Annotated in this window: 19 protein-coding genes and 1 pseudogene; 9 read left to right on the forward strand and 11 right to left on the reverse strand. The window is 65.0% G+C overall.

Annotation, left to right across the window (positions count from 1 at the left end; genetic code table 11):
- Positions 1–308 precede the first annotated feature (308 nt).
- Positions 309–1,664 carry an MFS transporter gene (locus tag A3OK_RS0100985; protein WP_036302461.1) on the reverse strand — a complete coding sequence of 452 codons (1,356 nt, stop codon included), beginning with the start codon at positions 1,662–1,664 and terminating at the stop codon, positions 309–311.
- Between the two features lie 162 nt (positions 1,665–1,826).
- Between A3OK_RS0100985 and A3OK_RS0100990 the strand changes: the two genes are divergently transcribed.
- Together A3OK_RS0100990 and A3OK_RS0100995 are read left to right on the forward strand one after the other, a co-directional pair.
- A complete protein-coding gene (locus A3OK_RS0100990) occupies positions 1,827–2,828 on the forward strand; it encodes an alpha/beta fold hydrolase (protein WP_026596807.1) in 1,002 nt (333 codons plus the stop codon).
- A 24-nt stretch (positions 2,829–2,852) separates the two neighbouring features.
- On the forward strand, positions 2,853–3,719 hold the full coding sequence (locus A3OK_RS0100995; RefSeq protein ID WP_026596808.1) for an NAD(P)-dependent oxidoreductase: 867 nt from the start codon (positions 2,853–2,855) through the stop codon (positions 3,717–3,719).
- Between the two features lie 190 nt (positions 3,720–3,909).
- Here A3OK_RS0100995 and A3OK_RS0101000 read toward each other — a convergent pair whose 3' ends face one another.
- From A3OK_RS0101000 to A3OK_RS0101010, 3 genes are read right to left on the reverse strand one after another with little or no spacing between them, the layout of a single operon-like run.
- Positions 3,910–4,395, reverse strand: a complete 486-nt coding sequence (locus A3OK_RS0101000) for an MmcB family DNA repair protein (RefSeq protein ID WP_019903067.1) — start codon at positions 4,393–4,395, stop codon at positions 3,910–3,912.
- A 50-nt stretch (positions 4,396–4,445) separates the two neighbouring features.
- On the reverse strand, positions 4,446–5,261 hold the full coding sequence (locus A3OK_RS0101005; protein ID WP_019903068.1) for a cobalamin-binding protein: 816 nt from the start codon (positions 5,259–5,261) through the stop codon (positions 4,446–4,448).
- 6 nt (positions 5,262–5,267) lie between these two features.
- Positions 5,268–5,789, reverse strand: coding sequence for a DedA family protein (locus A3OK_RS0101010; protein WP_019903069.1), 522 nt, complete (start codon positions 5,787–5,789; stop codon positions 5,268–5,270).
- Between the two features lie 167 nt (positions 5,790–5,956).
- On the opposite strand from A3OK_RS0101010, the gene pdxY reads away from it, so the two are divergent.
- Genes pdxY through A3OK_RS0101025 form a run of 3 tightly spaced genes read left to right on the forward strand, consistent with a single transcriptional unit; the run spans position 5,957 to position 8,458 of the window.
- Positions 5,957–6,805: a pyridoxal kinase PdxY gene (gene pdxY / locus A3OK_RS0101015; protein ID WP_019903070.1), complete on the forward strand. Its 849-nt coding sequence runs from the start codon at positions 5,957–5,959 to the stop codon at positions 6,803–6,805.
- Between the two features lie 23 nt (positions 6,806–6,828).
- Complete coding sequence (locus A3OK_RS0101020; protein ID WP_019903071.1) at positions 6,829–7,725, forward strand: PhzF family phenazine biosynthesis protein; 897 nt, start codon at positions 6,829–6,831, stop codon at positions 7,723–7,725.
- Positions 7,718–8,458, forward strand: a complete 741-nt coding sequence (locus A3OK_RS0101025; protein WP_019903072.1) for a hypothetical protein — start codon at positions 7,718–7,720, stop codon at positions 8,456–8,458. The genes A3OK_RS0101020 and A3OK_RS0101025 overlap by 8 nt, the downstream gene beginning before the upstream one ends.
- A 150-nt stretch (positions 8,459–8,608) precedes the next feature.
- On the opposite strand, the gene A3OK_RS0101030 is transcribed toward A3OK_RS0101025, so the two are convergent.
- Genes A3OK_RS0101030 through A3OK_RS0101040 form a run of 3 tightly spaced genes read right to left on the reverse strand, consistent with a single transcriptional unit; the run spans position 8,609 to position 10,401 of the window.
- On the reverse strand, positions 8,609–9,301 hold the full coding sequence (locus A3OK_RS0101030) for a TIGR02281 family clan AA aspartic protease (protein ID WP_026596809.1): 693 nt from the start codon (positions 9,299–9,301) through the stop codon (positions 8,609–8,611).
- Positions 9,298–9,516 carry a DUF1289 domain-containing protein gene (locus A3OK_RS23425; RefSeq protein ID WP_081631227.1) on the reverse strand — a complete coding sequence of 73 codons (219 nt, stop codon included), beginning with the start codon at positions 9,514–9,516 and terminating at the stop codon, positions 9,298–9,300. The genes A3OK_RS0101030 and A3OK_RS23425 overlap by 4 nt, the downstream gene beginning before the upstream one ends.
- A gap of 54 nt (positions 9,517–9,570) precedes the next feature.
- Positions 9,571–10,401 (reverse strand): adenosylcobinamide-GDP ribazoletransferase, encoded by an 831-nt coding sequence (locus A3OK_RS0101040; protein WP_026596810.1) that lies wholly within the window; start codon positions 10,399–10,401, stop codon positions 9,571–9,573.
- Between the two features lie 100 nt (positions 10,402–10,501).
- On the opposite strand from A3OK_RS0101040, the gene cobT reads away from it, so the two are divergent.
- On the forward strand, positions 10,502–11,551 hold the full coding sequence (cobT, locus tag A3OK_RS0101045; protein WP_019903076.1) for a nicotinate-nucleotide--dimethylbenzimidazole phosphoribosyltransferase: 1,050 nt from the start codon (positions 10,502–10,504) through the stop codon (positions 11,549–11,551).
- 76 nt (positions 11,552–11,627) lie between these two features.
- Here the strand turns inward: cobT and A3OK_RS0101050 are convergent, their stop codons facing one another.
- Complete coding sequence (locus tag A3OK_RS0101050; protein WP_026596811.1) at positions 11,628–13,175, reverse strand: HAMP domain-containing sensor histidine kinase; 1,548 nt, start codon at positions 13,173–13,175, stop codon at positions 11,628–11,630.
- A 262-nt stretch (positions 13,176–13,437) separates the two neighbouring features.
- On the opposite strand from A3OK_RS0101050, the gene A3OK_RS0101055 reads away from it, so the two are divergent.
- A complete protein-coding gene (locus tag A3OK_RS0101055; RefSeq protein ID WP_019903078.1) occupies positions 13,438–13,893 on the forward strand; it encodes a (2Fe-2S)-binding protein in 456 nt (151 codons plus the stop codon).
- A gap of 81 nt (positions 13,894–13,974) precedes the next feature.
- Positions 13,975–16,191: a xanthine dehydrogenase family protein molybdopterin-binding subunit gene (locus tag A3OK_RS0101060; protein ID WP_019903079.1), complete on the forward strand. Its 2,217-nt coding sequence runs from the start codon at positions 13,975–13,977 to the stop codon at positions 16,189–16,191.
- A 37-nt stretch (positions 16,192–16,228) separates the two neighbouring features.
- Here the strand turns inward: A3OK_RS0101060 and A3OK_RS0101065 are convergent, their stop codons facing one another.
- The 3 genes and pseudogenes from A3OK_RS0101065 to A3OK_RS24455 form a co-directional block, all read right to left on the reverse strand.
- Positions 16,229–17,050 carry an alpha/beta hydrolase gene (locus A3OK_RS0101065; protein WP_019903080.1) on the reverse strand — a complete coding sequence of 274 codons (822 nt, stop codon included), beginning with the start codon at positions 17,048–17,050 and terminating at the stop codon, positions 16,229–16,231.
- Between the two features lie 360 nt (positions 17,051–17,410).
- Entirely contained in the window at positions 17,411–18,697 is a 1,287-nt protein-coding gene (locus A3OK_RS0101070) for a hypothetical protein (protein WP_155911916.1), read from the reverse strand.
- Positions 18,698–18,730: 33 nt separating this feature from the next.
- Positions 18,731–18,847, reverse strand: a pseudogene (locus tag A3OK_RS24455) (IS481 family transposase); the annotation flags it as partial.
- A 626-nt stretch (positions 18,848–19,473) separates the two neighbouring features.
- On the opposite strand from A3OK_RS24455, the gene A3OK_RS0101075 reads away from it, so the two are divergent.
- Positions 19,474–20,385, forward strand: a complete 912-nt coding sequence (locus tag A3OK_RS0101075; RefSeq protein ID WP_019903082.1) for a phosphotransferase — start codon at positions 19,474–19,476, stop codon at positions 20,383–20,385.
- Positions 20,386–20,467 lie beyond the last annotated feature (82 nt).

The following is a 20,467-nucleotide window of genomic DNA, read 5'->3' on the forward strand; positions in this document are numbered from 1 at the left end:
TTGTTGATCAAGCTGTCAACGGTGCACAGGCCGTACATTCCTTTCTCTGCCACGCTCGCCGCAGCGATGAATCCGGTCGTGCCGGTCTGCTGCTTTACGCGCGTGATCGCATTCCGAATCCGTCAGATGCGCGGCCGTTGACGGCGGGGCAGGGCCCATTTCGGCGAGGCCGCGGATGGCGCCGCCCCAAGCGCAATTCGGCCCTGCCCATACATGTCCATGAGTGTCGTCCTCGGTCGCCGCTCCTACGAGACGACGGCCGGGATGGGGCAGGGCTAACGTCCGCCTGCCGCACCTTTCGAGGCGGTCTACCCGCCCGTCTGGCGCCGCATGACGCTGGAGACGGCTCCGGTCGCTGCCATGGCGCAGGCGCACCACAAAGCGACGCCGATGGAGAAAGCTGTGCCGTTGGCATGGGTCAGCCCGAAGATCACGGCGACGAGGGCTGCTCCGAGAGATTGTCCTGTCAGCCGTGCGGTCGATTGCATGCCGCTGGCGCCTCCACTTCGCGACCTCGGCGCGCTGGTGACGATGACCTTGTTGTTCGGCGACTGGAATAATCCGAAGCCGAGGCCGCACAGGGTCAGCCTCCAGGCAATATCGACGAGCGTCGGCACGGCTGGCAGCAATGCCAGGCTAGCGAGACCGGCGGACATGAGGGCAAGGCCGATGCCACCTAGGATTCCGGGCGCATAGCGATCGGCGAGCCGCCCCGAGATCGGCGCCATGATCGCGATGGCGATCGGCCATGGCGTCATCAGGAAGCCGGTCTCGGTAGCGGATAGGTGAAGCGCGTCCTGAAAATAGAACGGCAGGGCGACATAGGCCATCATCTGCGCGCCGAACGAGGCGATGGATGTCGCCATCGACAGGGCGAAGGCGGGAATGCGCAGGAGGTCCACCGGCAGGAGCGGCGAGGCCAGGCGCGACTGATAGATGACGAAAACCGTGCCGACGGTGAGGCCGGCAGCGATTTCGGCCACGGCCAGCCAACGTCCGCTCGCCTCCCCGATGCCGTCGAGCCCGATGATGAGAAGGCCGAAGGTAAGCGCGTTGAGGATCGCGCTCGGCACGTCGAAGCGCGCTCCGCTCACCGGTGTCACCGGCAGGGTCCGTGCGGCGACCGCCAGGGCGACGAGGCCCACGGGCAGGTTCACCAGGAACAGCCATGGCCATGTCGCGACCGAGAGGATCGCGGCGGCCACGGTAGGGCCGGTCGCCGAGGCCATCGCAACGATGAGGGCGACGTTGCCCACCCCCCGGCCGATCATGCGGTGCGGATAGATGAATCGCACGAGGGCGATGTTCACGCTCATGATGCCCGCGGCTCCGAGTCCTTGAGCGATCCGCGCGGCAATGAGCCCGTTCAGCGATGTCGACAATGCGCAGGCGAGGGAGGCCGCGGTGAACAGCACGAGGCCGCCCAGGTAGATTTTCCGGTAGCCGATGATGTCGCCGAGGGAAGCGAGGGGCAGCAGGGACGCAGTCACCGCGATCTGGAAGCCGTTGACCACGAAAATCGCCGAGGCCGGGGTCACCCCCAGATCCCTGGCCATAGCCGGCAGGGCGACATTGACGATCGCCCCATCGAGCACCGCCATCGTCATGGCGAGCCCGATGGCAAGGAGCGCCAGCATCCGTTCGCGGACCGGCAGGCCGTCCATCGGTTTCGCCGCGGCGGCCGGCTCGATCTGACCGCCGTCAGGAGGAATTGCCTCGTGCGTCATCGCACAGAGCCGTGGACGATCGCTGCTCGCTTCGGCAAGTGCCCTATGTCACCCGTCGATGACCTGATCCATCCATGCGTCCTAGTCGAAGGGTTTCTCATGCGCTTGGCGACACTCTTGCTCGGAGGCCTGCTCGCGTTCTCCCCCGCCGTCACGCGCGCCGATGATACCAGCCCAATCGGGATAGGGCTCGAAGGCTTCGCCTACCCTCATCCTGTCTGGTTCCTCGACCTCACTCGGGACAACGAACGCCAGCGCCTCGCCTATATGGACGTGGTGCCGACGGGCTCTGCCAACGGCCGAACCGTTCTCCTGCTCCATGGCCGTAACTTTCCGTCGAGCTATTGGGAGCCGGTCATCGCTGCTTTGGCGGATGCGGGATACCGGGTGATCGTCCCCGACCAGCTCGGCTTCGGAAAATCATCGAAACCGGTAGGGCCATTCAGCTTCGATGTCATGGCAGCCGAGACGGTGGCTTTGCTCGACTCGCTCAACCTGCCGCGTGTCGATGTGGTGGCTCATTCCATGGGTGGGATGTTGGCCGTCCGGCTCGCCCGTAATGCGCCGGACCGCGTGAACAGCCTCGTTCTTGAGGCGCCGATCGGGCTCGAGGATTATCGCTCCACCGTCCCGCCGGTATCGAACGCGACGCTGCTCCGGATCGAGGGGGACGTCACGGCGGACGTGTATCGGCGCCAATTGATGACAAACTACGCCCTGTCGATTCCGTCCTCGTCGATCGAGCCCTTCGTCTCGATCCGCGAGCGGGTGAAAGGCTCGGGCGAGTACCCACGCTGGCTCCAGGCCTTCGTCAATTCCTATCAGGTCATTTGGGGGCAACCGGTGGTGCACGAGATTCCGCTGATCCGTGTGCCAGCCCTTTTCGTGATGGGCGGCAACGACCACAACGCGCCCGGCAAACCGTTCGCACCCGAAAACCTTCGTGCCAGCATGGGCGACAATGCCAATCACGCCAAGGCTTTATCCGCGCGAATGCCGGATGGACGCGCCGTGGTGTTCGATGGGATCGGCCACCTCGTCCACATGGAGGCGACCGACCGTTTCAACGCAGCGATGCTCGATTTCCTCAACGGCCACTGAACCGTGAAAACAGGGAGTGACACGATGGATGTCGGCGTGATCGGGTTGGGACGGATGGGGCGGGGAATGGTGCAGAGCCTCGTCAGGGCCGGCCACCAGGTGAGGGTGTGGAACCGAACTGCATCGGCGGCAGACGGACTCGACGGCGTCACGCTCGTATCGAGCGCAGTCGAAGCCTTCTCCGGGGATGCCGTGATCACCATGCTCGCCGACGATGCGGCACTGCGTTCGGTCATCGTCGAGGGCGGCCTCCTCGAATCCGCCACGCGGCCCGGCTTGCATCTCAGCATGAGCACGATCTCGGTCGCGCTCGCGCAGGAACTCGCCGCGATCCACGAACGGGCGGGCGTGCCCTACATCGCCGCTCCCGTCTTCGGCCGGCCGGACGTAGCGCAGAACGGCGCGCTCAACATCGTCGTCGCCGGAAATCCGATAATCATCGAGAAGGCGCAGCCGCTCCTCGATGCCATGGGCTCGAAGACATGGTCGTTCGGAACGGAGCCGCATAGGGCCAACGCCGTGAAGCTTGCCGGCAACTTCATGCTTGTGGCGGCGATCGAGGCGATGGGCGAGGCGGCCGCCTTTGCCGAAGGACACGGCGTGGCCGGCGCCGACCTCCTCGATCTTCTCACCAGCACCCTTTTCGCCTCGCCGGTCTACAAGGGCTATGGCGCCTCCATCGCAGCCGGCCTCTACGAGCCACCGGGTTTCGGGCTGAGGCTCGGTCTGAAGGATATCGGCCTTGCACTCGCAGCATCTGGTCAGGTCGGCGTGCCGATGCCCTTCGCGAGCGTGCTCCGCGACAATCTCCTCGACGCCGTCAGTCACGGGGACGGCGATAAGGATCTGGCGGCTTTGGCCTTGGTGTCGGCACGGCGCAGCGGGCACTGAAGCCTAACTGCTCGCGGATGCGACGACGAGATGAGGAAGTCGGATCCTGTCAGAAAACCGAAGCTCCTGATCGTCGCGAATTGACCGGAAATTCTCCGGTCACGTCCCGTTGAAGCGCGCGATTCCTACAGCTTGAGGGGAGGATCGAGCGCCCGCAATGAACGTCGCTGGCGGCCGGGGCCTTGGGCGCCTAGATCGTCCCCTCACGTACCATTCCCGGATCGGCGAGCGCATGCAGACGTCGTGCTGCGTTGTGAGCGAATTTCAGCGTCACCGCCTTGCGACGGGCGCCACTCAGAAGGTGGTCGGCCGGCTCACGCAAGATCGCGGCGCTGAACGCGTCGGCGACGATCAGCCCGGCCTCCTCCGGGATCAGCCCCTCGGGTAGGGTGTCCGGTACGGCGAAGTAGAAGCGGTCGCAATAATCACGGTAATCCGGCCATTTCTTATCGGCCCGGAAGTCCGCGACGCTGGACTTGATCTCGACGATGGTGAGGCGACCTGCCGGGCAGAGGGCGATGACATCCGCCCGCCTGCCGTTGGCGAGCGAGAATTCCGGGATCGTCACATGGTCGAGAGCGGCAAAGAGCCGGCGCACACCGCGTTGGACGTGGAGCGCGGTCGCCGATTGCCGGCGGTCGGGCGGCAGGACGATATGGGCGAGGGCTGCGGACATGGCTTCGCTTCGCGGCGGTGCGGTGTCGAATCGAATAGAGGCTTAGGGAATCAGGTCGGCTCGCTCTTGTCACCTGCGGCAGCATGCGCTTCCGCCAGGACCTTGCAGATCGCCTCGAAACCGTCGGTCAGTGCTGCCGGTCCGGGCTGCAGGATCAGCGGAGATTTGATTTCGTGGATGCGCCCCGCAGCCACAGCAGGGATCGCATCCCAGCCGGGTCGCTCACGGATGCGCGCTACATTCACCCGCTTGCCGCACCATGAGGCCAGGATGACGTCGGGCCGTGCCGCGATCACCTGTTCGGAGGTGACGATCCTGTCCTTCGCTGCGGCTTGCCGGGCAAGGTGTGGGAATACGTCGTCGCCGCCGGCGTAACCGATGAGTTCCGAGACCCAGCCGATCCCGGAGATCATCGCGTCGTCCCATTCCTCGAAATAGACCTTCAGCCGGGGCGGTCCTGCCGTGTTGAGGGCCACCGCGCCGAGGTGATGGGCATAGCCCTGCGCGAGAGAATCGGCCCTCTCGCTCGCGCCGACGAGTGCGCCCACGGTGCGGATCATGGCAAGGCAACCGGCGACATCGCGCTGGTTGAACAGGTGGACGGAGATGCCGGCGCGAGCGAGATCGGCGACGATCTCCGCCTGCATATCGGAGAAGGCGAGGACGAGATCCGGCTCCAGATCGGGAATTTTCGGCATGTCGGCACTGGTGAAGGCCGACACCCGGGGCTTTTCCTTGCGCACGCGGGCAGGGCGCACGGCGTATCCGGACACACCGACGATCCTGTCCTCCTCGCCCAGCAGGTAGAGGGTTTCGACGGTCTCCTCGGTGAGGCAGACGATGCGTTCAGGCGGAAACCGGCGCATGCCGCGTCAAGACTTGAAGAAGCTGATGACGCCCGCTCCCGGCGCCAGCCAAACGAAGGCCCAGACAAAGGCCGAGCTCCAGTTCGCCAACTGGAATGGCAGGCGGGCCACCTCGAAGATGCCGGCGATCAGCGGTACCACCGCGCGGGCAGGGCCGATGAACCGGCCGATGACGATGCCCCATGCGCCATAGCGACGGCAGAAATCCTCGCCTTTCTCCACCATCTGCGGATACCGGCTCATCGGCCAGATGGTCTTGGCGCCGTGCTGGAAGTACCGGCCGATCTCGTAGCTTACCCAGTCGCCAAGCCCGGCGCCGATGCCGCCACCGATGACGATCGGCCAGAACGGGATACCGCTCGCGCCGATCAGCGCACCGATCGCGACCAACAGCACCGTCGCCGGCACCAGGATCGACAGGAAAGCGAGCGATTCGCAGAAGGCGAGCAGCCCGACGATGAACGGCGCCCATTCCTTGTGCGCCTCTACGAAGGCGAGCGTCGTGGTCTTCAGCGCCTCGAAATCCATGGAAATCCTCACCTGTCGCGCCCGATGTGCGGGAAGGGAGTTGCTGCGGCAAGCGTGAACCGCGTCACAGGGAGGGCCTGCACCGGCCGCGGATGCACTGTCGGATAAAACCGGCTACCACGCCGCCCATCGCGCCCGCACCCGTCGAAGCAAGGCTGGACCTGCCGATGAAAGTCCTCTCGATCCAGTCGCACGTCGCCTTCGGACATGTGGGCAATGCCTCGGCCGTTTTCCCGATGCAGCGGCTCGGCGTCGAGGTCTGGCCGATCCATACGGTACAGTTCTCCAACCATACCGGCTACGGAGCTTGGCGCGGCCGGGTTTTCGACGGTCCGATGATCGAGGATCTCGTGCTCGGCATTTCCGAGCGCGGCGTGCTCGGACAATGCGACGGCGTGCTCTCCGGCTATATGGGCTCGGCCGATATCGGTACCGCCATTGTGCGTGCCGTGACGGCGGTGCGCACTGCTAATCCGAAAGCGCTGTATTGCTGCGACCCTGTGATGGGCGACACCGACCGGGGCATCTATGTCCGGCCCGGCATCCCCGAATTCATGCGTGACCAGGCGTTGCCCGCCGCCGACATCGTGACCCCGAACCAGTTCGAGCTGAATTTCCTTTCCGGCCTGCCCACCGGCACCCTGGGCGAAGCCAAGGCGGCGTTGGCCGTGATCCAGGCCATGGGCCCACGCGTCGTGTTGGTGACTTCCCTCGTCACCGAGGACACACCGTCCGATTCCATCGATCTGATGGCGGGGGAAGGTGGCCAGTTCTGGCGCCTTCGTACGCCGCGCCTCAGCCTGAACGTGAACGGCGCCGGCGATGCCATCGCTGCCCTGTTCCTCGTCCACTATGCCCGTACCGGCTCGGCGGCTCTCGCCCTCGGGATGGCCGGTGCATCGATTTATGGGCTTCTCCGCCGTACAGCGGAGGCCGGCTCGCGCGAGATACTCACCGTCGACGCGCAGGACGAGTTCGTGGCGCCGACCGAGACCTTTCCGGTGCAGCCGGTCTAGCTTTCATCGAGAAGGAACAGCCGATGAGCCGACGCTTCGTCACCCTCGACGTGTTCACCGAGACGCCGTTCTCGGGCAACCCGCTGGCCGTCGTGCTCGATTCCGAAGGGCTCGACGACGAGGCGATGCAGAGGATCGCGGGCGAGTTCAACCTGTCGGAGACGGTATTCGTGCTGCCACCGACGGACGCACGCCACAAGGCGCGCCTGCGCATCTTCACCCCCGCTCGCGAGCTTGCCTTCGCTGGTCATCCCACCCTCGGGGTGGCGATCCTCCTGGCCTTGCGCGATGCGAGATCCGGTCTCACCGATGCCATCGCCTTCGGTCTCGAAGAAGCCATCGGCACGGTGGCCTGCGTCGTCGAGGCGGGGGAGGGGCGGGGACGCGGGCGCTTCAAGCTGCCCGTGCTGCCCGGATACGATGGCGAGGGCCCGGCCAAGACCCTCCTGGCCAAGGTGATCGGGCTCGAGCCTCAGGATATCGGCTTCGGCCGTCATGTGCCGAGCCGGCATACGGCCGGACCGAGCTTCATCTTCATTCCGGTGAATGCGCGAGCGAAGCTCGACGCGGCGCGCCTCGACATGGCCGCGTTCTCCGCCATGGACGAACCCGCGGCGCTCTACCTCTATGCCGTAGACCCCGAAGGGCTTGGTCATCGTTTTCATGCCCGGATGTTCGCGCCTCATCTCGGCATCACGGAGGACCCGGCAACGGGGTCCGCCGCTGCGGCCTTCGCGGGTGTGATGATGGAATTCGAACCTCTCGGCGACGGGGAGCACGATGTCTTCATTCGTCAGGGACTGGTCATGGGCCGACCGAGTGCGATCGCGCTGCAGATGGTGATTGAATCCGGGGCGCTGCAATCCGTGGAGATCGGCGGCTCCGCCGTGGTGATGAGCGAGGGAACGCTGCTTGTCTGAGGGTTTCATCCTCACGCCGATCGAGACGGTGACGGCGCGCCTGGTGACCTATGAATGGGCCTGGGCGCGAGACAATGCAGAGACCATCGCCGAGAACTGGAGGCGCCGCTGCGCCGCCCGTTCGGGATTGTTCGATGGGCGAGTGCTCCTCGCCAGCGGCTACCGGATCGAGGCGACCACCTGCTCGGTGGAAATGTTCGAGACGTCCTATGCCAGTTTCATCACTCACAAGGATCTGGGCTCACCAGATGCCGCCGTCGCCAACGCCTTCGCCGCCATCGTTCCTCGAGGTGTGGATGGCGCCGTGCTTCTGGGCGTGATGGGCGGCCACACCGCCAATGCCGGCCAAATCTACTTTCCCTGCGGCACGCCCGACCTCGGCGATGTGAGAGAAGGCGGAGAGATCGACCTCGCCGGCAGCGCCGCGCGCGAATTCACCGAAGAGACGGGACTGACCCTTCCGCCGGATGCATCCGAACGCTGGCTACTCGCCCGCGGAGAGGGGCAGCTGGCGTTCCTGAATGCAGTGACCTTCCCCGAGCCGGGGGCCGTGTTGCAGAACCGGATGGAAAAGCATCGTTTCGCGGAGGCCGAGCCGGAGCTGGATGGCTTCGTCGTGGTGCGCGCCCCGGGCGACGTCGATACACGGCGGATGCCGGCTTTCGTGCGGGCCTATCTGCGTCACGCCTTGATGCGTTCGGCTACGCTCCCGTCCTGGAGCAGGTCCGATTAGGCGGCAGCCGATCGCAGGGCGGCAAGAGAAATCGCCTGGAATCAGGACGTTGGCGCCGCCGATGAGCCCGTGGGCGCCCATTTCACGGGCATCTTCCTTCCGCTCCGCCCATGCCCTGCGCAGGTATCGGGCTGGAATTAAATGCTGTTCTTACCGTGCCGGGCGCAGCACCAGTCGGTCGCCGCGCACTTCGTAGGAAGCAAGCCGGTCGAGGAACGTCATGCCGAGGAGGTTGCCAGACAGCGCTCCGCGCCGGCTCACCAGTGCCGACACACGGCGTTCGGTGATCGTGCCTATGGTCATGCTGTCGAGATAAATCGGGGCAGCCATCGCGATGCCGTTGGCGGTCGAGACCCTGATGGCGAATTCGTTTTCCGCTGGCGAGATGCCGATGGCAGCCGCATTCTCCGCAGTCAGGACGACGGAACTCGCACCCGTATCGAATTGGAAGACCTGCGTGCGGCCATTCACTTCTGCCCGAACGGAGAAGTCCCCGTCTGCTCGCCGGGTGACGGTTACGGTCCCATCGCCTGCCGTGACCGCGCTGCCGGGCCGGAGCGTTCCGACGAGGCGATTGCCGACCTCTCCAGCCTCGTCCTTATAGGCGTAGCCTGCCACGAGGGCGACAGCCAGGGCGGCCCAGATCAGCAGCGCCTTCAGGTTCGTACCCATCTGCTCGCGGAAACGGTGCCAGAACCCGGCGATGAAGACCGTCAGCAACGTTCCGCTGAAGGCGAGCCGTGCCAGTTGATCCTTCTCCAGCCCGGCGACCGTACTCGATCCATCCGAGAGAACGAGGAAGGCAACGATGCCAAGGAGTATGGCAAGGGCGGCATACATCATTGCTTCGCGATCACCCTTCCGCGCAGCGGGTAGGCGGCGGCGAGACGACCTTCGAGCGTCGCCATGATGGCCTGCCGCCTCGGCTCGGGCAACGAACCCCAGAGACCGATTTCATCACGCGTACGCCCACAGCCTTCACACAAGCCTGTCACCGCATCGAGGATGCAGACCTTCGTGCATGGGCTGGAGGCTTTGGTGGTGGAAGACTGGGTCATCGCGTGTTCCATGCCCTCAGGCACGGGTCGCGATCAAGGTCCGATGCACAAGGTTCAGCGCGGGATCGCCATGATGACGCCGAGGAGACCCGCAATCTCGGCGACCTGCTGGCACGCGCCGATGACATCGCCCGTCTGCCCGCCGATCTTGGCGCGTGCCAGGGCGGTGAGGCCCAGGGATGCCGCCAGCGCGAGGAACGGCATGAGCACCATGCCGAGGACAGGCAAACCGCTGATCCCGCCGATGACGATGAGGGAAAGGGCGAGAAGGCCAACGATCCCGATGGTCCGTCGATTGGGTGTCCCGACGGATGCGCCCGCCCCACCGGGTCTTGCAGGCCCGAGCAACACCATCGGCGCCAGCGCGGCGCTGCGCGATAGGGAGGCGGCCAGCAGGAGTGCCATTGCGGCCAACGCACCCGTGCGGTCGAGGAGCGTCGCGAGCGCGCCGATCCGTAGGGCGAGCGACAGAACCAGCGCGACGCCGCCATAGGCGCCGATCCGGCTGTCACGCATGATCTCGATGCGGCGCTCCGCCGTCGCGCCTCCGCCGAACCCATCCGCCACGTCGGCGAGGCCGTCCTCGTGCAGGGCTCCCGTGACGAGTGCTCCGGTCGCCACGGCAAGGGTAGCGGCCAGGAACGGCCCGAGACCGAGCGCCCAAGCCATCAGCAGGACGAGCGCGCCGGGACCGGCGAGGATCAGACCGGCCACAGGCAGCATGCGCGGCAGGGTGCGGAAATCCGGCAGGCGATGCGGGTCGCCCTCGCCGGGAAGGCGTGGCACCGGCAGCCTGGAATAGAACCTCAGGCATGCCGCGAGATCGTAGGCCAATGGCGCGCCGGGAAACGCATCATCCGGCTCAAAGTCCCACCCTTGCGTCATCGAGGACCCGCCTTCACCGCCCGCGCGCTGTTGGTTATAGCTCCCCCCACAGGCAGGCCGCCATACCGGATGCGCCGAGACCCAAGGCAAGTTTCGCGCGATGACTCAACAATCCCCGAACCAGGACGGTCCCGAACAGACGCCGTTCTCCGATATCCGCCGCCTCATCGCCGACGTGCCCGGTCCCGACCGCGACGCCGTCGCCATGGTCCGCGAGCGGGACGCGATGCTGACGAAGCCCGCCGGAGCGCTGGGCCGCCTGGAAAACCTCGTCGAATGGCTCGCTGCGTGGCAGGGCAAGGGCCAACCCAGTCTCGATCGCCCCCTGGTCTGCGTCTTCGCGGGTAGTCACGGCGTCACCAAACGTGGCGTATCCGCCTTCCCGGCCGAGGTGAACCGCCAGATGCTCGACAATTTCGCGGCCGGAGGCGCTGCGATCAATCAGCTCTGCGCCGCCTACGGCCTCGGCTTCAAGGTCTTCGATCTCGCCATCGATCTCCCGACCGGTGACATCTGCGAAGGGCCGGCCTTCACGGAGAAGGAATGCGTGGCGACCATGGCCTTCGGCATGGAAGCCATTGCCGCGGGCACCGACTGTCTCGGCCTCGGCGAAATGGGCATCGGCAACACCACCATCGCGGCGGCGATCTATGCGGCGCTCTATGGCGGTGAAGCGGCGCATTGGGTCGGCCGGGGCACAGGCGTCGATGCCGCCGGTGTGAACCGCAAGGTCGAGGCGGTCGAGGCGGCACTGGCCCGTCATTCCGGTCATCTCGGCGATCCGCTCGATGTGTTGTCGCGCCTCGGGGGCCGGGAGATCGCCGCCATGGCCGGCGCGATCCTGGCGGCCCGGATGCAGCGCATCCCGGTCGTCATCGACGGCTACGTCGCCACTTCGGCCGCTGCGATCCTTCATGCCATCGACCCGTCGATGCTCGACCATTGCCTCGCGGGCCATGTCTCGGCGGAAGGTGCCCATGCGGAAGTGCTGGAGCGGCTGGGTCTGGTGCCGTTGCTGGCGCTGGGCATGCGGCTCGGCGAAGCGTCCGGCGCTGCCCTCGCCATCGGACTTCTCAAGGGCGCGCTCGCCTGCCACCGCGACATGGCGACATTCGCACAGGCGGGGGTATCGGGACGCAGCGACGGTTAGGCGGCTTTCGAGCGCCGGCCATTCGGCAGGGCCGCTGGGGTGCCGGACGAGATGAGAATTTCGGCTGGTTTGCCGCTCAAGCGGCGCGCGCCGCATTGCGGGCGCCGCGCTCGGACGTGACCGAGGTCGCGTCGGTGGGAAGGTTGAGGGCGGGCAGCGTGTCCATGACGCGGCTCGCCGGGAAGATCACCACGACTTCGGTGCCCTCGCGCGGTTTCGACTTGAGGTGGAAGTTGCCGCCGTGGAGGTCGACGAGGCCCTTCACGATGGGAAGACCGAGGCCCGAACCCTGTTCGGCCGTCTTGATCGCCAGGGAGCCGCGACCGAACGAGGACATGACAGTGCCGAGTTCGTCCTCGGGAATGCCGGGACCGCTATCCTTGACGCTCACATACTGCCCGCCAGATGCCGTCCAACCGACCTTGATCGTGATGTCACCGCCCGGAGGCGTGAATTTCACCGCGTTCGACAGGAGGTTCAGCACGATCTGTCGCAGCGCCCGCTCATCCGCCCAGAGACGCGGCAGATCGGGGTCGATGAACTCGTAGAAGGCTTGGCCTTTGCTGCGCGCGCGCAACGAGACCATGTGCCTGCACTCGTCGACCGCATGGGCGAGCTGAATCGCTTCCTCGTTCAGCTCGTAGCGCCCGGCCTCGATGCGAGAGAGATCGAGGATCTCGTTGATCAGGTTGAGCAGGTGCATCCCGCTATCGTGGATGTCGCCCGCATATTCCTTGTAGGACGGGGCTATATGGGCGCCGAAGACCTCGTTCTTCATCACTTCCGAGAAGCCGAGGATGGCGTTCAGCGGCGTGCGCAGTTCGTGGCTCATGGTCGCGAGGAAGCGTGACTTGGCGAGATTGGCCTCCTCCGCGCGTCGTCTCGCCTCATCGGAATTGGCCTTCGCCTGCTCGAGTTCGATGAAGATGGCGTCCTTCTCCGCCTGCGACTTCAGAGCGCCCACCGTCGACGCGTAGACGCGGCGGGCGAGACCCATGAAGAAGATCTGCGAGCCGACCACCATGGTCACGAGCATGATCGTGTCCATGTCCTGCGAGAGCGCCAGGAGCGAGAGCGCGGCCAGGATCAGCGGCAGAAGCGCGGCCCCCGCCGCCGCCGGCAGGGTTGCCGCCAGCATCGCCGCCACGGCGGCGACGATCACCAGGCCGAACAGCACGAAGATTCGGGCACTGGGAGCGGCCACGAGGATCATCAGCGCCCAGGACGTGCTCTGGACGATCTCGCTCAGCATGAAGGTGCTGCGCCAACGCTTGACCGAGACGGTGTCCGGCGATTGCCGGAGAAAGCGCCGGGTCAGCCCCATGGATAGGCCGACGCCGGACAAGAGGCAGATTGCCCAGGAAATCGCGACGGGAATCGGTACCCAGAGCGAGGAGGCGCCTGCGATGAGCAAGCCGAGCACGGCATGGGTCAGGCCTGCGCCTGAGCGGTACTCGGCGTAGATACGAATCAACTCGTAATCGAATGCGCGTTCCAGACCGCTGGTAGAGGTCAGCCGCTCGCGCGCGGAGCGGATATCCCGGGCCACCTTGCGGCGGCGTACGGATTCCGGGGCCGAGGAACCACGTCCACGCTGAACCATCTCCGCTGTCAGGTCGGACATCACCGTCTTGAGGATCATGCGAGGAAAGGCCGTGGGTCGAAAGGACCGGGGCCTGTCGGAGCTGCGACGACGCCGAAAGTGCGCCCGATACGTTAAGAACGGCCTGCCGGGATCGTAAGACTTGTCGCTAAATCCCAGGCCTTTCATGGTCCGACCGTCGACGGACGGCACCGCACCGTCGCCTGTTCGATGTGTGGCGGCGCACATTGGCAGGGCGTGTGTATTATTTAGAACAAGTCGATCCTGCAGGCGGAGAGACGTGATGCTGAAACTGACCGTCGACGGCATGTCCCATGAGGTCGATGCCGATCCCGATACGCCACTGCTGTGGGCTCTGCGCGATCATCTCGACAAGACCGGCACGAAATACGGTTGTGGCATCGCGCAGTGCGGTGCCTGCACCGTCCATCTCGATGGCCAGCCCGTCCGCTCCTGCCAGACGCGTATCGGCGATGTCGGCGAGGCGAAGATCACGACGATCCAGGGCGTCTCCGGGCGCGTGGCGGACGCGGTTCAGACCGCGTGGCGCGGGCTCGACGTGGTTCAGTGCGGCTATTGCCAGTCAGGTCAGATGATGTCGGCGATCGGCCTGCTCTCGACGATTCCGAAGCCCAGCGATGCCGAGATCGACAGCGCCATGGACGGCAACATCTGTCGCTGCGGCACCTACCAGCGCATTCGCGCAGCGATCCACGAAGCGGCCCGCTCGCTCGCCTGACCTGCGCTCTCGCCGTCGGCCCCCGAGGCCTGCGCCGTCCTGTCCGATCCCCTGCGCGCCATCGTTCCCGAGGAGTAAGCCATGCTGAAGGTCCGTCAGACCCATCCCGAGGCTGCCGCTCCCCGTCCCTCGCGTCGGGCGTTTCTCGGGGGAGCCGGCGTGGCCGCCGGTGCCCTGGTGATCGGGTTCACGCTCGATCCCGCCAAGCAAGTGCGCGCGGCGGCCGGACCCGACCTGTCCTCGGCTCCGGCACAGCCCAACGCCTTCGTCCGCATCGCCGCCGACGATACCGTCACGGTGATGATCAAGCATCTCGACATGGGACAGGGCAACACCACCGGTCTCGCCACCATCCTGGCGGACGAACTCGATGCCGACTGGTCTCGGGTGCGTGTGGCCTTCGCGCCCGCCGATGCGAAGCTCTATAACAACCTTCTGATGGGGCCGATCCAGGGGACCGGCGGCTCGACGGCGGTCGCCAATTCCTGGTTCCAGCTGCGCAAGGCGGGGGCGGCCGCGCGGGCCATGCTCGTGTCGGCAGCGGCCGAAAAGTGGTCGGTTCCGGCCTCCGAGATCACGGTCTCCGCCGGTACGGTTCGTCACGCGGCCTCGAAGCGCGAGGAGCGGTTCGGCGCCCTGGCCGAGGCCGCCGCGGCGATACCCGTGCCGCAGCAGCCGAAGCTGAAGGATCCGAGCCAGTGGGTCCTCATCGGCAAGAAGGTGTCGCGCCTCGATTCCGCGGCCAAGACCAACGGAACCGCGATCTACGCGATGGATATCCGTCGGCCGGGGCAGGTGACGGCCGTGGTCGCGCATGCTCCGCGCTTCGGCGGAACCGTATCGCATGTGGACGATAAGGCCGCTCGTGCCGTACCCGGCGTAATCGACGTCGTGACGATCCCGACCGGTGTCGCCGTGATTGCGAAGGATACCTGGTCGGCGATGAAGGGCAGAGATGCCCTGGCCGTTACCTGGGACGAGAGCGCCGCCGAGAAACGGTCGTCGGACGCGATCCTCGCCGAGTATCGCGAGACGGCGAAGCGACCGGGAATCGTCGCCTCCGAGCAGGGCGATCCCGCTGCCGCGATCGCCGGAGCGGCCAAGGTGATCGAGGCCGAATTCACCTTCCCGTACCTGGCCCATGCCGCCATGGAGCCCCTCAACGCGACGATCGAGCGGGCCGCCGACGGCTCCTACGATATCTATGCCGGCCTCCAGTTCCAGACGATCGAGCAGGCGGTCGCCGCCGCCACCCTCGGCGTGACGGCCGACAAGGTCAGGCTGCATACGCAATGGGCGGGCGGGTCGTTCGGACGTCGCGCCACCCCGAGCGCCGACTACATCGCCGAGGCGGCCTCCATCATGAAGGCGACCGGCGGCAAGGCGCCGGTCCATCTGGTCTGGACCCGCGAGGACGACATGGCGGGCGGGTTCTACCGCCCCATGGTTCTGCATACCCTGCGGGCCGGCATCGATGCCAAGGGCGCGATCACCGGTTGGCAGCACCGGATGGTCGGCAAATCGATCATGATCGGCTCACCTTTCGAGGCGATGCTGGTGAAGAACGGTGTCGATTCCACCACCGTCGAGGGGGCGTCGGACACGCCCTACGCCATCCCGGCCTACCGGTTCGAGGTCCATAACGCCCGCGAGGGCGTGCCGGTCCTGTGGTGGCGCTCTGTCGGTCACACCCATACGGCGCAGGCGATGGAGGTGTTCATCGACGAGTTGGCCCATGCCGCGGGTGCCGATCCGCTGGCCTATCGGCTCGGCATGCTGAAGGGCGCTCCGCGCCTGTCGGGTGTGCTTAAGCTCGCGGCGGAAAAGGCGAATTGGGATCAGCGCAGCGGCGGCAAGGGCCAGGGACTCGGGATTTCGGCGCACGAATCCTTCGGTTCCTACGTGGCGATGGTGGCCGACATCACCGCGGAGGCGGCGCATGTGAAGGTCAATCGCATCGTCGCGGCGGTGGATGTCGGCATCGCCGTCAACCCGGACGTGATCCGGGCCCAGGTCGAAGGGGCCGTCGGCTTCGCGCTCTCCTCGGTGCTGCGCAACCGGATCACGCTGACGGACGGCGTGGTGCAGGAGAAGAATTTCGATGCCTACGAGCCGACGCGCATGAGCGAGATGCCGGTGGTGGAGGTCCATATCGTGGCCTCCGACGCGGCGCCGACCGGCATCGGCGAGCCGGGCGTGCCCGTCATCGCGCCGGCGATCTCGAACGCGATCTTCGCCGCGACCGGTCAACGCCTGCGCTCGCTGCCCCTCGATCTGAGCGGTTTGAAGGGCGTCTGAGGCCCGATCGAGGGGCATATCTCCCGATCGAGGGGCGCTAACGCCTCAAGAAGTCGATGAGGTCGGTCGTCAGGCGCTCGTGATGGGTCAGCGGGATCGCGTGCGGCGCGCCCTGGTAGATTTCGAACTCCGCGCTCGGGATGGCGGCGGCCGCCATCCTCGCCGTGACGTCGATCGGCACGGTCTGGTCGGCGTCGCCGTGGATGATCAGGCAGGGGACCGTAACCTTGGCCATGTCGGGCCGGAAATCGGTCTCGGAGAAGGCGCGGATACAGGCCGTCGTGGCTTTCGGCGAGGCCAGCATGGCGACCTGACCGGCCCAGGTGATCATCTCGGTCGATGCCGGCGAGGTGAACATTCCGGCGCCGAAGAAGCCCTTGTTGAAATCGGCGAGGAAGGCCGGCCGGTCCATCCGCAGGCCGTCGATCATGTCCTCGAACACGCCCGCATCGACGCCGTCGGGATGGTCCCGGGTCTTCAGCAGCATCGGCGTCACCGACGAGATCAGCACCGCCTGGGAGATCCGGGCGCCGCCGTGCCGTGACAGGTAACGGACCACTTCGCCGCCGCCCATGGAGAACCCGACCAGGGTGACGTCGGTGAGGTCGAGCCCGTCGAGGACGGCTTTCAGGTCGTCGGCGAAGGTGTCGTAATCGTAGCCCGTCCAGGGCTGGTCGGAGCGTCCGAAACCACGGCGATCATAGGCGACGGTGCGGAAGCCCGCCTCGGCCAGGGGCACCATCTGGTACTCCCACATAGCGGCGTCGAGCGGCCAGCCGTGGAGGAATACGACTGGCCGGCCGCTGCCCCAATCCTTGCAGTAGAGGTTGGTCCCGTCCGGCGCGGTGATGAAGGCCATATCGGTCTGCTCCCTGAATCCCGGCTGAGTTCTGCTCGCGTCACGGCCCGGCCTCGCCGAGCCCTCTTGCGATTCAAGCGCGAGGTGCGGCTTCGCGTTCCCGCACCACGCTCTCTCGAGCCTGACCGCGGCGCGGAACGTCATCCGATCATATCGGGGCACAGGTATCGTCGCCTGCGGCCGGCAGGCCGGTGCAGCGGGCGGCCGGCGTGAGGCGCGGGAAGGCGGCTGTGATGGCGGTTCGGGGGCACGACGTGGAACGGGCACGGATATACGCCAAGCGCCCCGGTCCTCATTGGACGGATCTAGGACCAAATGTCGGCTACGATTGCAACGTAGATGTCTGATCTGAACCGCTGGCTATAGCGCGAGATTAAACATCAACATGGTCAGGCGCGGATGATCCGGCTTCATGCCTAACGCGACGGCATCCTCAAGCAGCTGGCGCGCCGCGGCCTTGCTCGCGATCTTTCCCAGAACGCGAAGTGGGTCACAGGCGGTGTTGATCGGAAGCTTACGATTCTTCAGTTCTTTGGTTATCGAGGCAGTCATGTCCTCATACGCCAGCCAGTTGCCCAGCTCCGGATGATCGAGCGTGCCGCTCTTAGGTCCGAGGTATTCTTCAACGCTGTTCCAGTAGTGTGACCGAAGCATTGCTTGCAAGCCTCGCTCCCATAGCGGCATGGGAACGTTATCGAACAAACTCAATGAAAGGCTCTCGCCTCCCGTTCCGTGATCCAGCCATCGCGTAGCCAAGATCGTGCGAACGTCGACATCCCCACTCGTTGCGGCGACTACCATGAGATCCTTGCCCAAGCCGTCGAGGTCAACGCGGCTCGCCAGCTTGGTCGGGGCAAGATCGAGCGCCTCCGCCACCGCGCCAAAGCTGGTGCAGGCAAACTCCTTGTAAAAAGGAACCGTATGCGGCTCTGGCGGCACGGTCCACCTTACGACCTCGGGGTCGACTGTGATGTGGCCGGCAAGCGTACGCGCGTAGGCGAGTTCGGTAGTGAAAGCGCCCATCTTGTCTAGCTTAGTGCGAGCAATCGCGCTTACTTTATCCGACTTGTCCGCCAGGAAATACTCAAGCAGTGGAACCTGCCAGGGATAGCAGCCGTCAAATGATCCCCATGCGTAGATGCGACTGGCGAGGACTGCACGGACGGAGGCCGGATGGGCTTCAGCAATCGACTTGACGTCGTAGAAGTCGTCGGCTCGACCGCTTTTTATGAGCGCCGTGATGGGGGCGCCACGCTGACCCGGACTGAAGCGGGTGAAGTTCTCCGGCGTGATGCGATTTCCGCAATGGAACTTAGTAAATCCCGCTTCAGATAACCAATCAACCCACGGCTGATAGAGTTCAGGGTGGAGGCCGGCAAGTTTCTGGTCGTAATCGGGAATCCAGTCGCAGGGATGCGCACTATACCCTCTATTCTCGGCAAGCTGCAAAAAATCGATCAGCGATCCGTTTGCGGGAGGCGTTTCATATGCGAGAATCGCCCGAAATGCTGCGCGCGCTTCGTCTGGCATTGTAGGAAGGCGGAGGTCGGGAAGCCTTGCCGCAAGACTTTCGTCGACTGATGTGAGAACAACAGTGCCGGAAGCCCGGCTTCTGTATTTCGTTAGGACCAACCGACCTTCGCTCACGTGCGCCTCCAGTAGAAATTCGGCCTATAGCTGTTAGGTGTTCAGTCCCGAAGTGAGATGGGTCGGATCGTATCTGAAGCGGCTTGGATCGTCTGCCCAAGCTCGGCAGGTCGCCTCGTATGGCGTCAGGCCGCGCAGGGTCTTGAGCCTGCAGCCATCGGTTCGTTACGGCATTCGATCGGTGCGAGGCGGCTGAATGCAGCTGTGATAGCGGTCCGAAAGTCCAAACAATTATGGAATAAAAGGAGACTTTAAATCTGGATAGATCAGATAAATATTAATTGATATTCCATAAACGTGATGCATGATTTCGGTCGCATCGGATGTGATACTTCATAATGTAGATTATTACGATACACGTGAAGAGCCAACAATTCTGGAATGGCTCGCGATAACAATGGGTTTATGTTGGAAATTTGCATTATTTCCGGTGTACTACTTTGGGCACTCGCGCCGCGCCGACCCAAGAAGAAAAGCGGGCTGACGCTGCGCTCGGAATAGGATGGAGAGGGAGTCATGCCCTCCGGCGGACTTGGCTAATGATCCCGTTTTCGTCCGGGATGTCCGCCTTCGACCGATGTCGTTGAAAAACTCGGAGGCAGCCTTCCAAGCGTTATCCAAGGCGGCGTCCCGGCAATGTCCGTCAGCAGGACCTTCTGCGGGCCACGCCGTTCGTAGGGCTGCTTCAGCTCATTTCGGAGTTCGTCAACGAAATCGCTCCTTAGCGGAAGCAGACGATGGTGCCCGAACCAAGTCGAGCGTGGTAAACCGGACCGGTGAGCGACATCGACCTACACCGCCTCTCCCAATGTTATGGGCGCGCATTCGCTGGCTGTGAATTGGTCGTTCCTGGCGTGAACCGGACCTACCGTACGGCCGCGGGCGATGACGTCTACTACCTGCGCCTCTATCGACCCATCGGCCGTTCCCCTGTCGAGATCGCGTTCGAGATGCGTCTGCTACGCGAGGTCCGGCCGATTCCGGGCATAGCCGTAGCGCGACCGATCCGCACCGTTGACGGGGAGGATTGCGCACATGTCCAGCTCAACGGTGTGGGCCGCATCGCGGGCCTTTTCCAGGCCCTCGACGGTCGGCCACTCATCGACGACACGGAGGACGTGGCGCTTTTCGGCTCGGCGCTGGCGAAGCTGCACTCAGCCCTCGCGGGGATCGATGGCGGCGGTGTGCGTCCGCTCGACCCGGCGGCGCTGTGCGCGCGCGCCGCGGCATCGTTGATGAGCATCCCCGGCAGCGAGGCTGCGCAGTGCGCGGTCGATCGATGTCGGGTGGAGATACTCGGCGATCCTGCGGCTCAAGATCTGCCGTCGGGAAACTGTCACGGAGACGCCCGGCTGGCCAATGCCGTCGTCAAGGACGGGTCGGTCGGTTTCTTCGACTTCGACGATTGCGGCTGTGGCGCGTACGTGCTCGATCTCGGAACCGCGGCTTGGCATTTCCTCCGTGGTGATCCGGCAAAAATGGCGGTGCTCGTCGCTGCGCTTTTGGCAGGCTACGGGCGTGTCCGTCCATTGTCTCGGGCTGAGCTGCAAGTTCTGCCGTACTACGTGAAGCTGGCCGAGGTCCGCGCGCTCCTGTTCCTCGCCGAGTTCTGCACGCTCGCAGACGGACTTTGGCCGCTTGTCCTCGACCGAGCGACGGACCTGCTGGAACGCGAGTTGACGATCTGACGCCGTGCGATCACCGCTCGGGTGCCGGTTCTCCACTCATCGCAGACGCCCCGGGCGTGTACCAAGCGTCAGATTTTCATCC

This window comes from Methylobacterium sp. 77 (genome assembly GCF_000372825.1).
In the GTDB taxonomy this organism is placed as follows: Bacteria; Pseudomonadota; Alphaproteobacteria; order Rhizobiales; family Beijerinckiaceae; genus Methylobacterium.

Coding starts and splice junctions, on each gene's coding strand:
- pdxY (WP_019903070.1), top strand. CDS start 5,957: ATGAAAGTCCTCTCGATCCAGTCGCACGTCGCCTTCGGACATGTGGGC.
- A3OK_RS0101000 (WP_019903067.1), bottom strand. CDS start 4,395: ATGTCCGCAGCCCTCGCCCATATCGTCCTGCCGCCCGACCGCCGGCAA.
- A3OK_RS0101055 (WP_019903078.1), top strand. CDS start 13,438: ATGCTGAAACTGACCGTCGACGGCATGTCCCATGAGGTCGATGCCGAT.
- A3OK_RS0101040 (WP_026596810.1), bottom strand. CDS start 10,401: ATGACGCAAGGGTGGGACTTTGAGCCGGATGATGCGTTTCCCGGCGCG.
- A3OK_RS0101005 (WP_019903068.1), bottom strand. CDS start 5,261: ATGCGCCGGTTTCCGCCTGAACGCATCGTCTGCCTCACCGAGGAGACC.
- A3OK_RS0100990 (WP_026596807.1), top strand. CDS start 1,827: ATGCGCTTGGCGACACTCTTGCTCGGAGGCCTGCTCGCGTTCTCCCCC.
- A3OK_RS0101065 (WP_019903080.1), bottom strand. CDS start 17,050: ATGGCCTTCATCACCGCGCCGGACGGGACCAACCTCTACTGCAAGGAT.
- cobT (WP_019903076.1), top strand. CDS start 10,502: ATGACTCAACAATCCCCGAACCAGGACGGTCCCGAACAGACGCCGTTC.
- A3OK_RS0101060 (WP_019903079.1), top strand. CDS start 13,975: ATGCTGAAGGTCCGTCAGACCCATCCCGAGGCTGCCGCTCCCCGTCCC.
- A3OK_RS0101030 (WP_026596809.1), bottom strand. CDS start 9,301: ATGATGTATGCCGCCCTTGCCATACTCCTTGGCATCGTTGCCTTCCTC.
- A3OK_RS0101020 (WP_019903071.1), top strand. CDS start 6,829: ATGAGCCGACGCTTCGTCACCCTCGACGTGTTCACCGAGACGCCGTTC.
- A3OK_RS0101010 (WP_019903069.1), bottom strand. CDS start 5,789: ATGGATTTCGAGGCGCTGAAGACCACGACGCTCGCCTTCGTAGAGGCG.
- A3OK_RS0101050 (WP_026596811.1), bottom strand. CDS start 13,175: ATGTCCGACCTGACAGCGGAGATGGTTCAGCGTGGACGTGGTTCCTCG.
- A3OK_RS23425 (WP_081631227.1), bottom strand. CDS start 9,516: ATGACCCAGTCTTCCACCACCAAAGCCTCCAGCCCATGCACGAAGGTC.
- A3OK_RS0100985 (WP_036302461.1), bottom strand. CDS start 1,664: ATGGACGGCCTGCCGGTCCGCGAACGGATGCTGGCGCTCCTTGCCATC.
- A3OK_RS0100995 (WP_026596808.1), top strand. CDS start 2,853: ATGGATGTCGGCGTGATCGGGTTGGGACGGATGGGGCGGGGAATGGTG.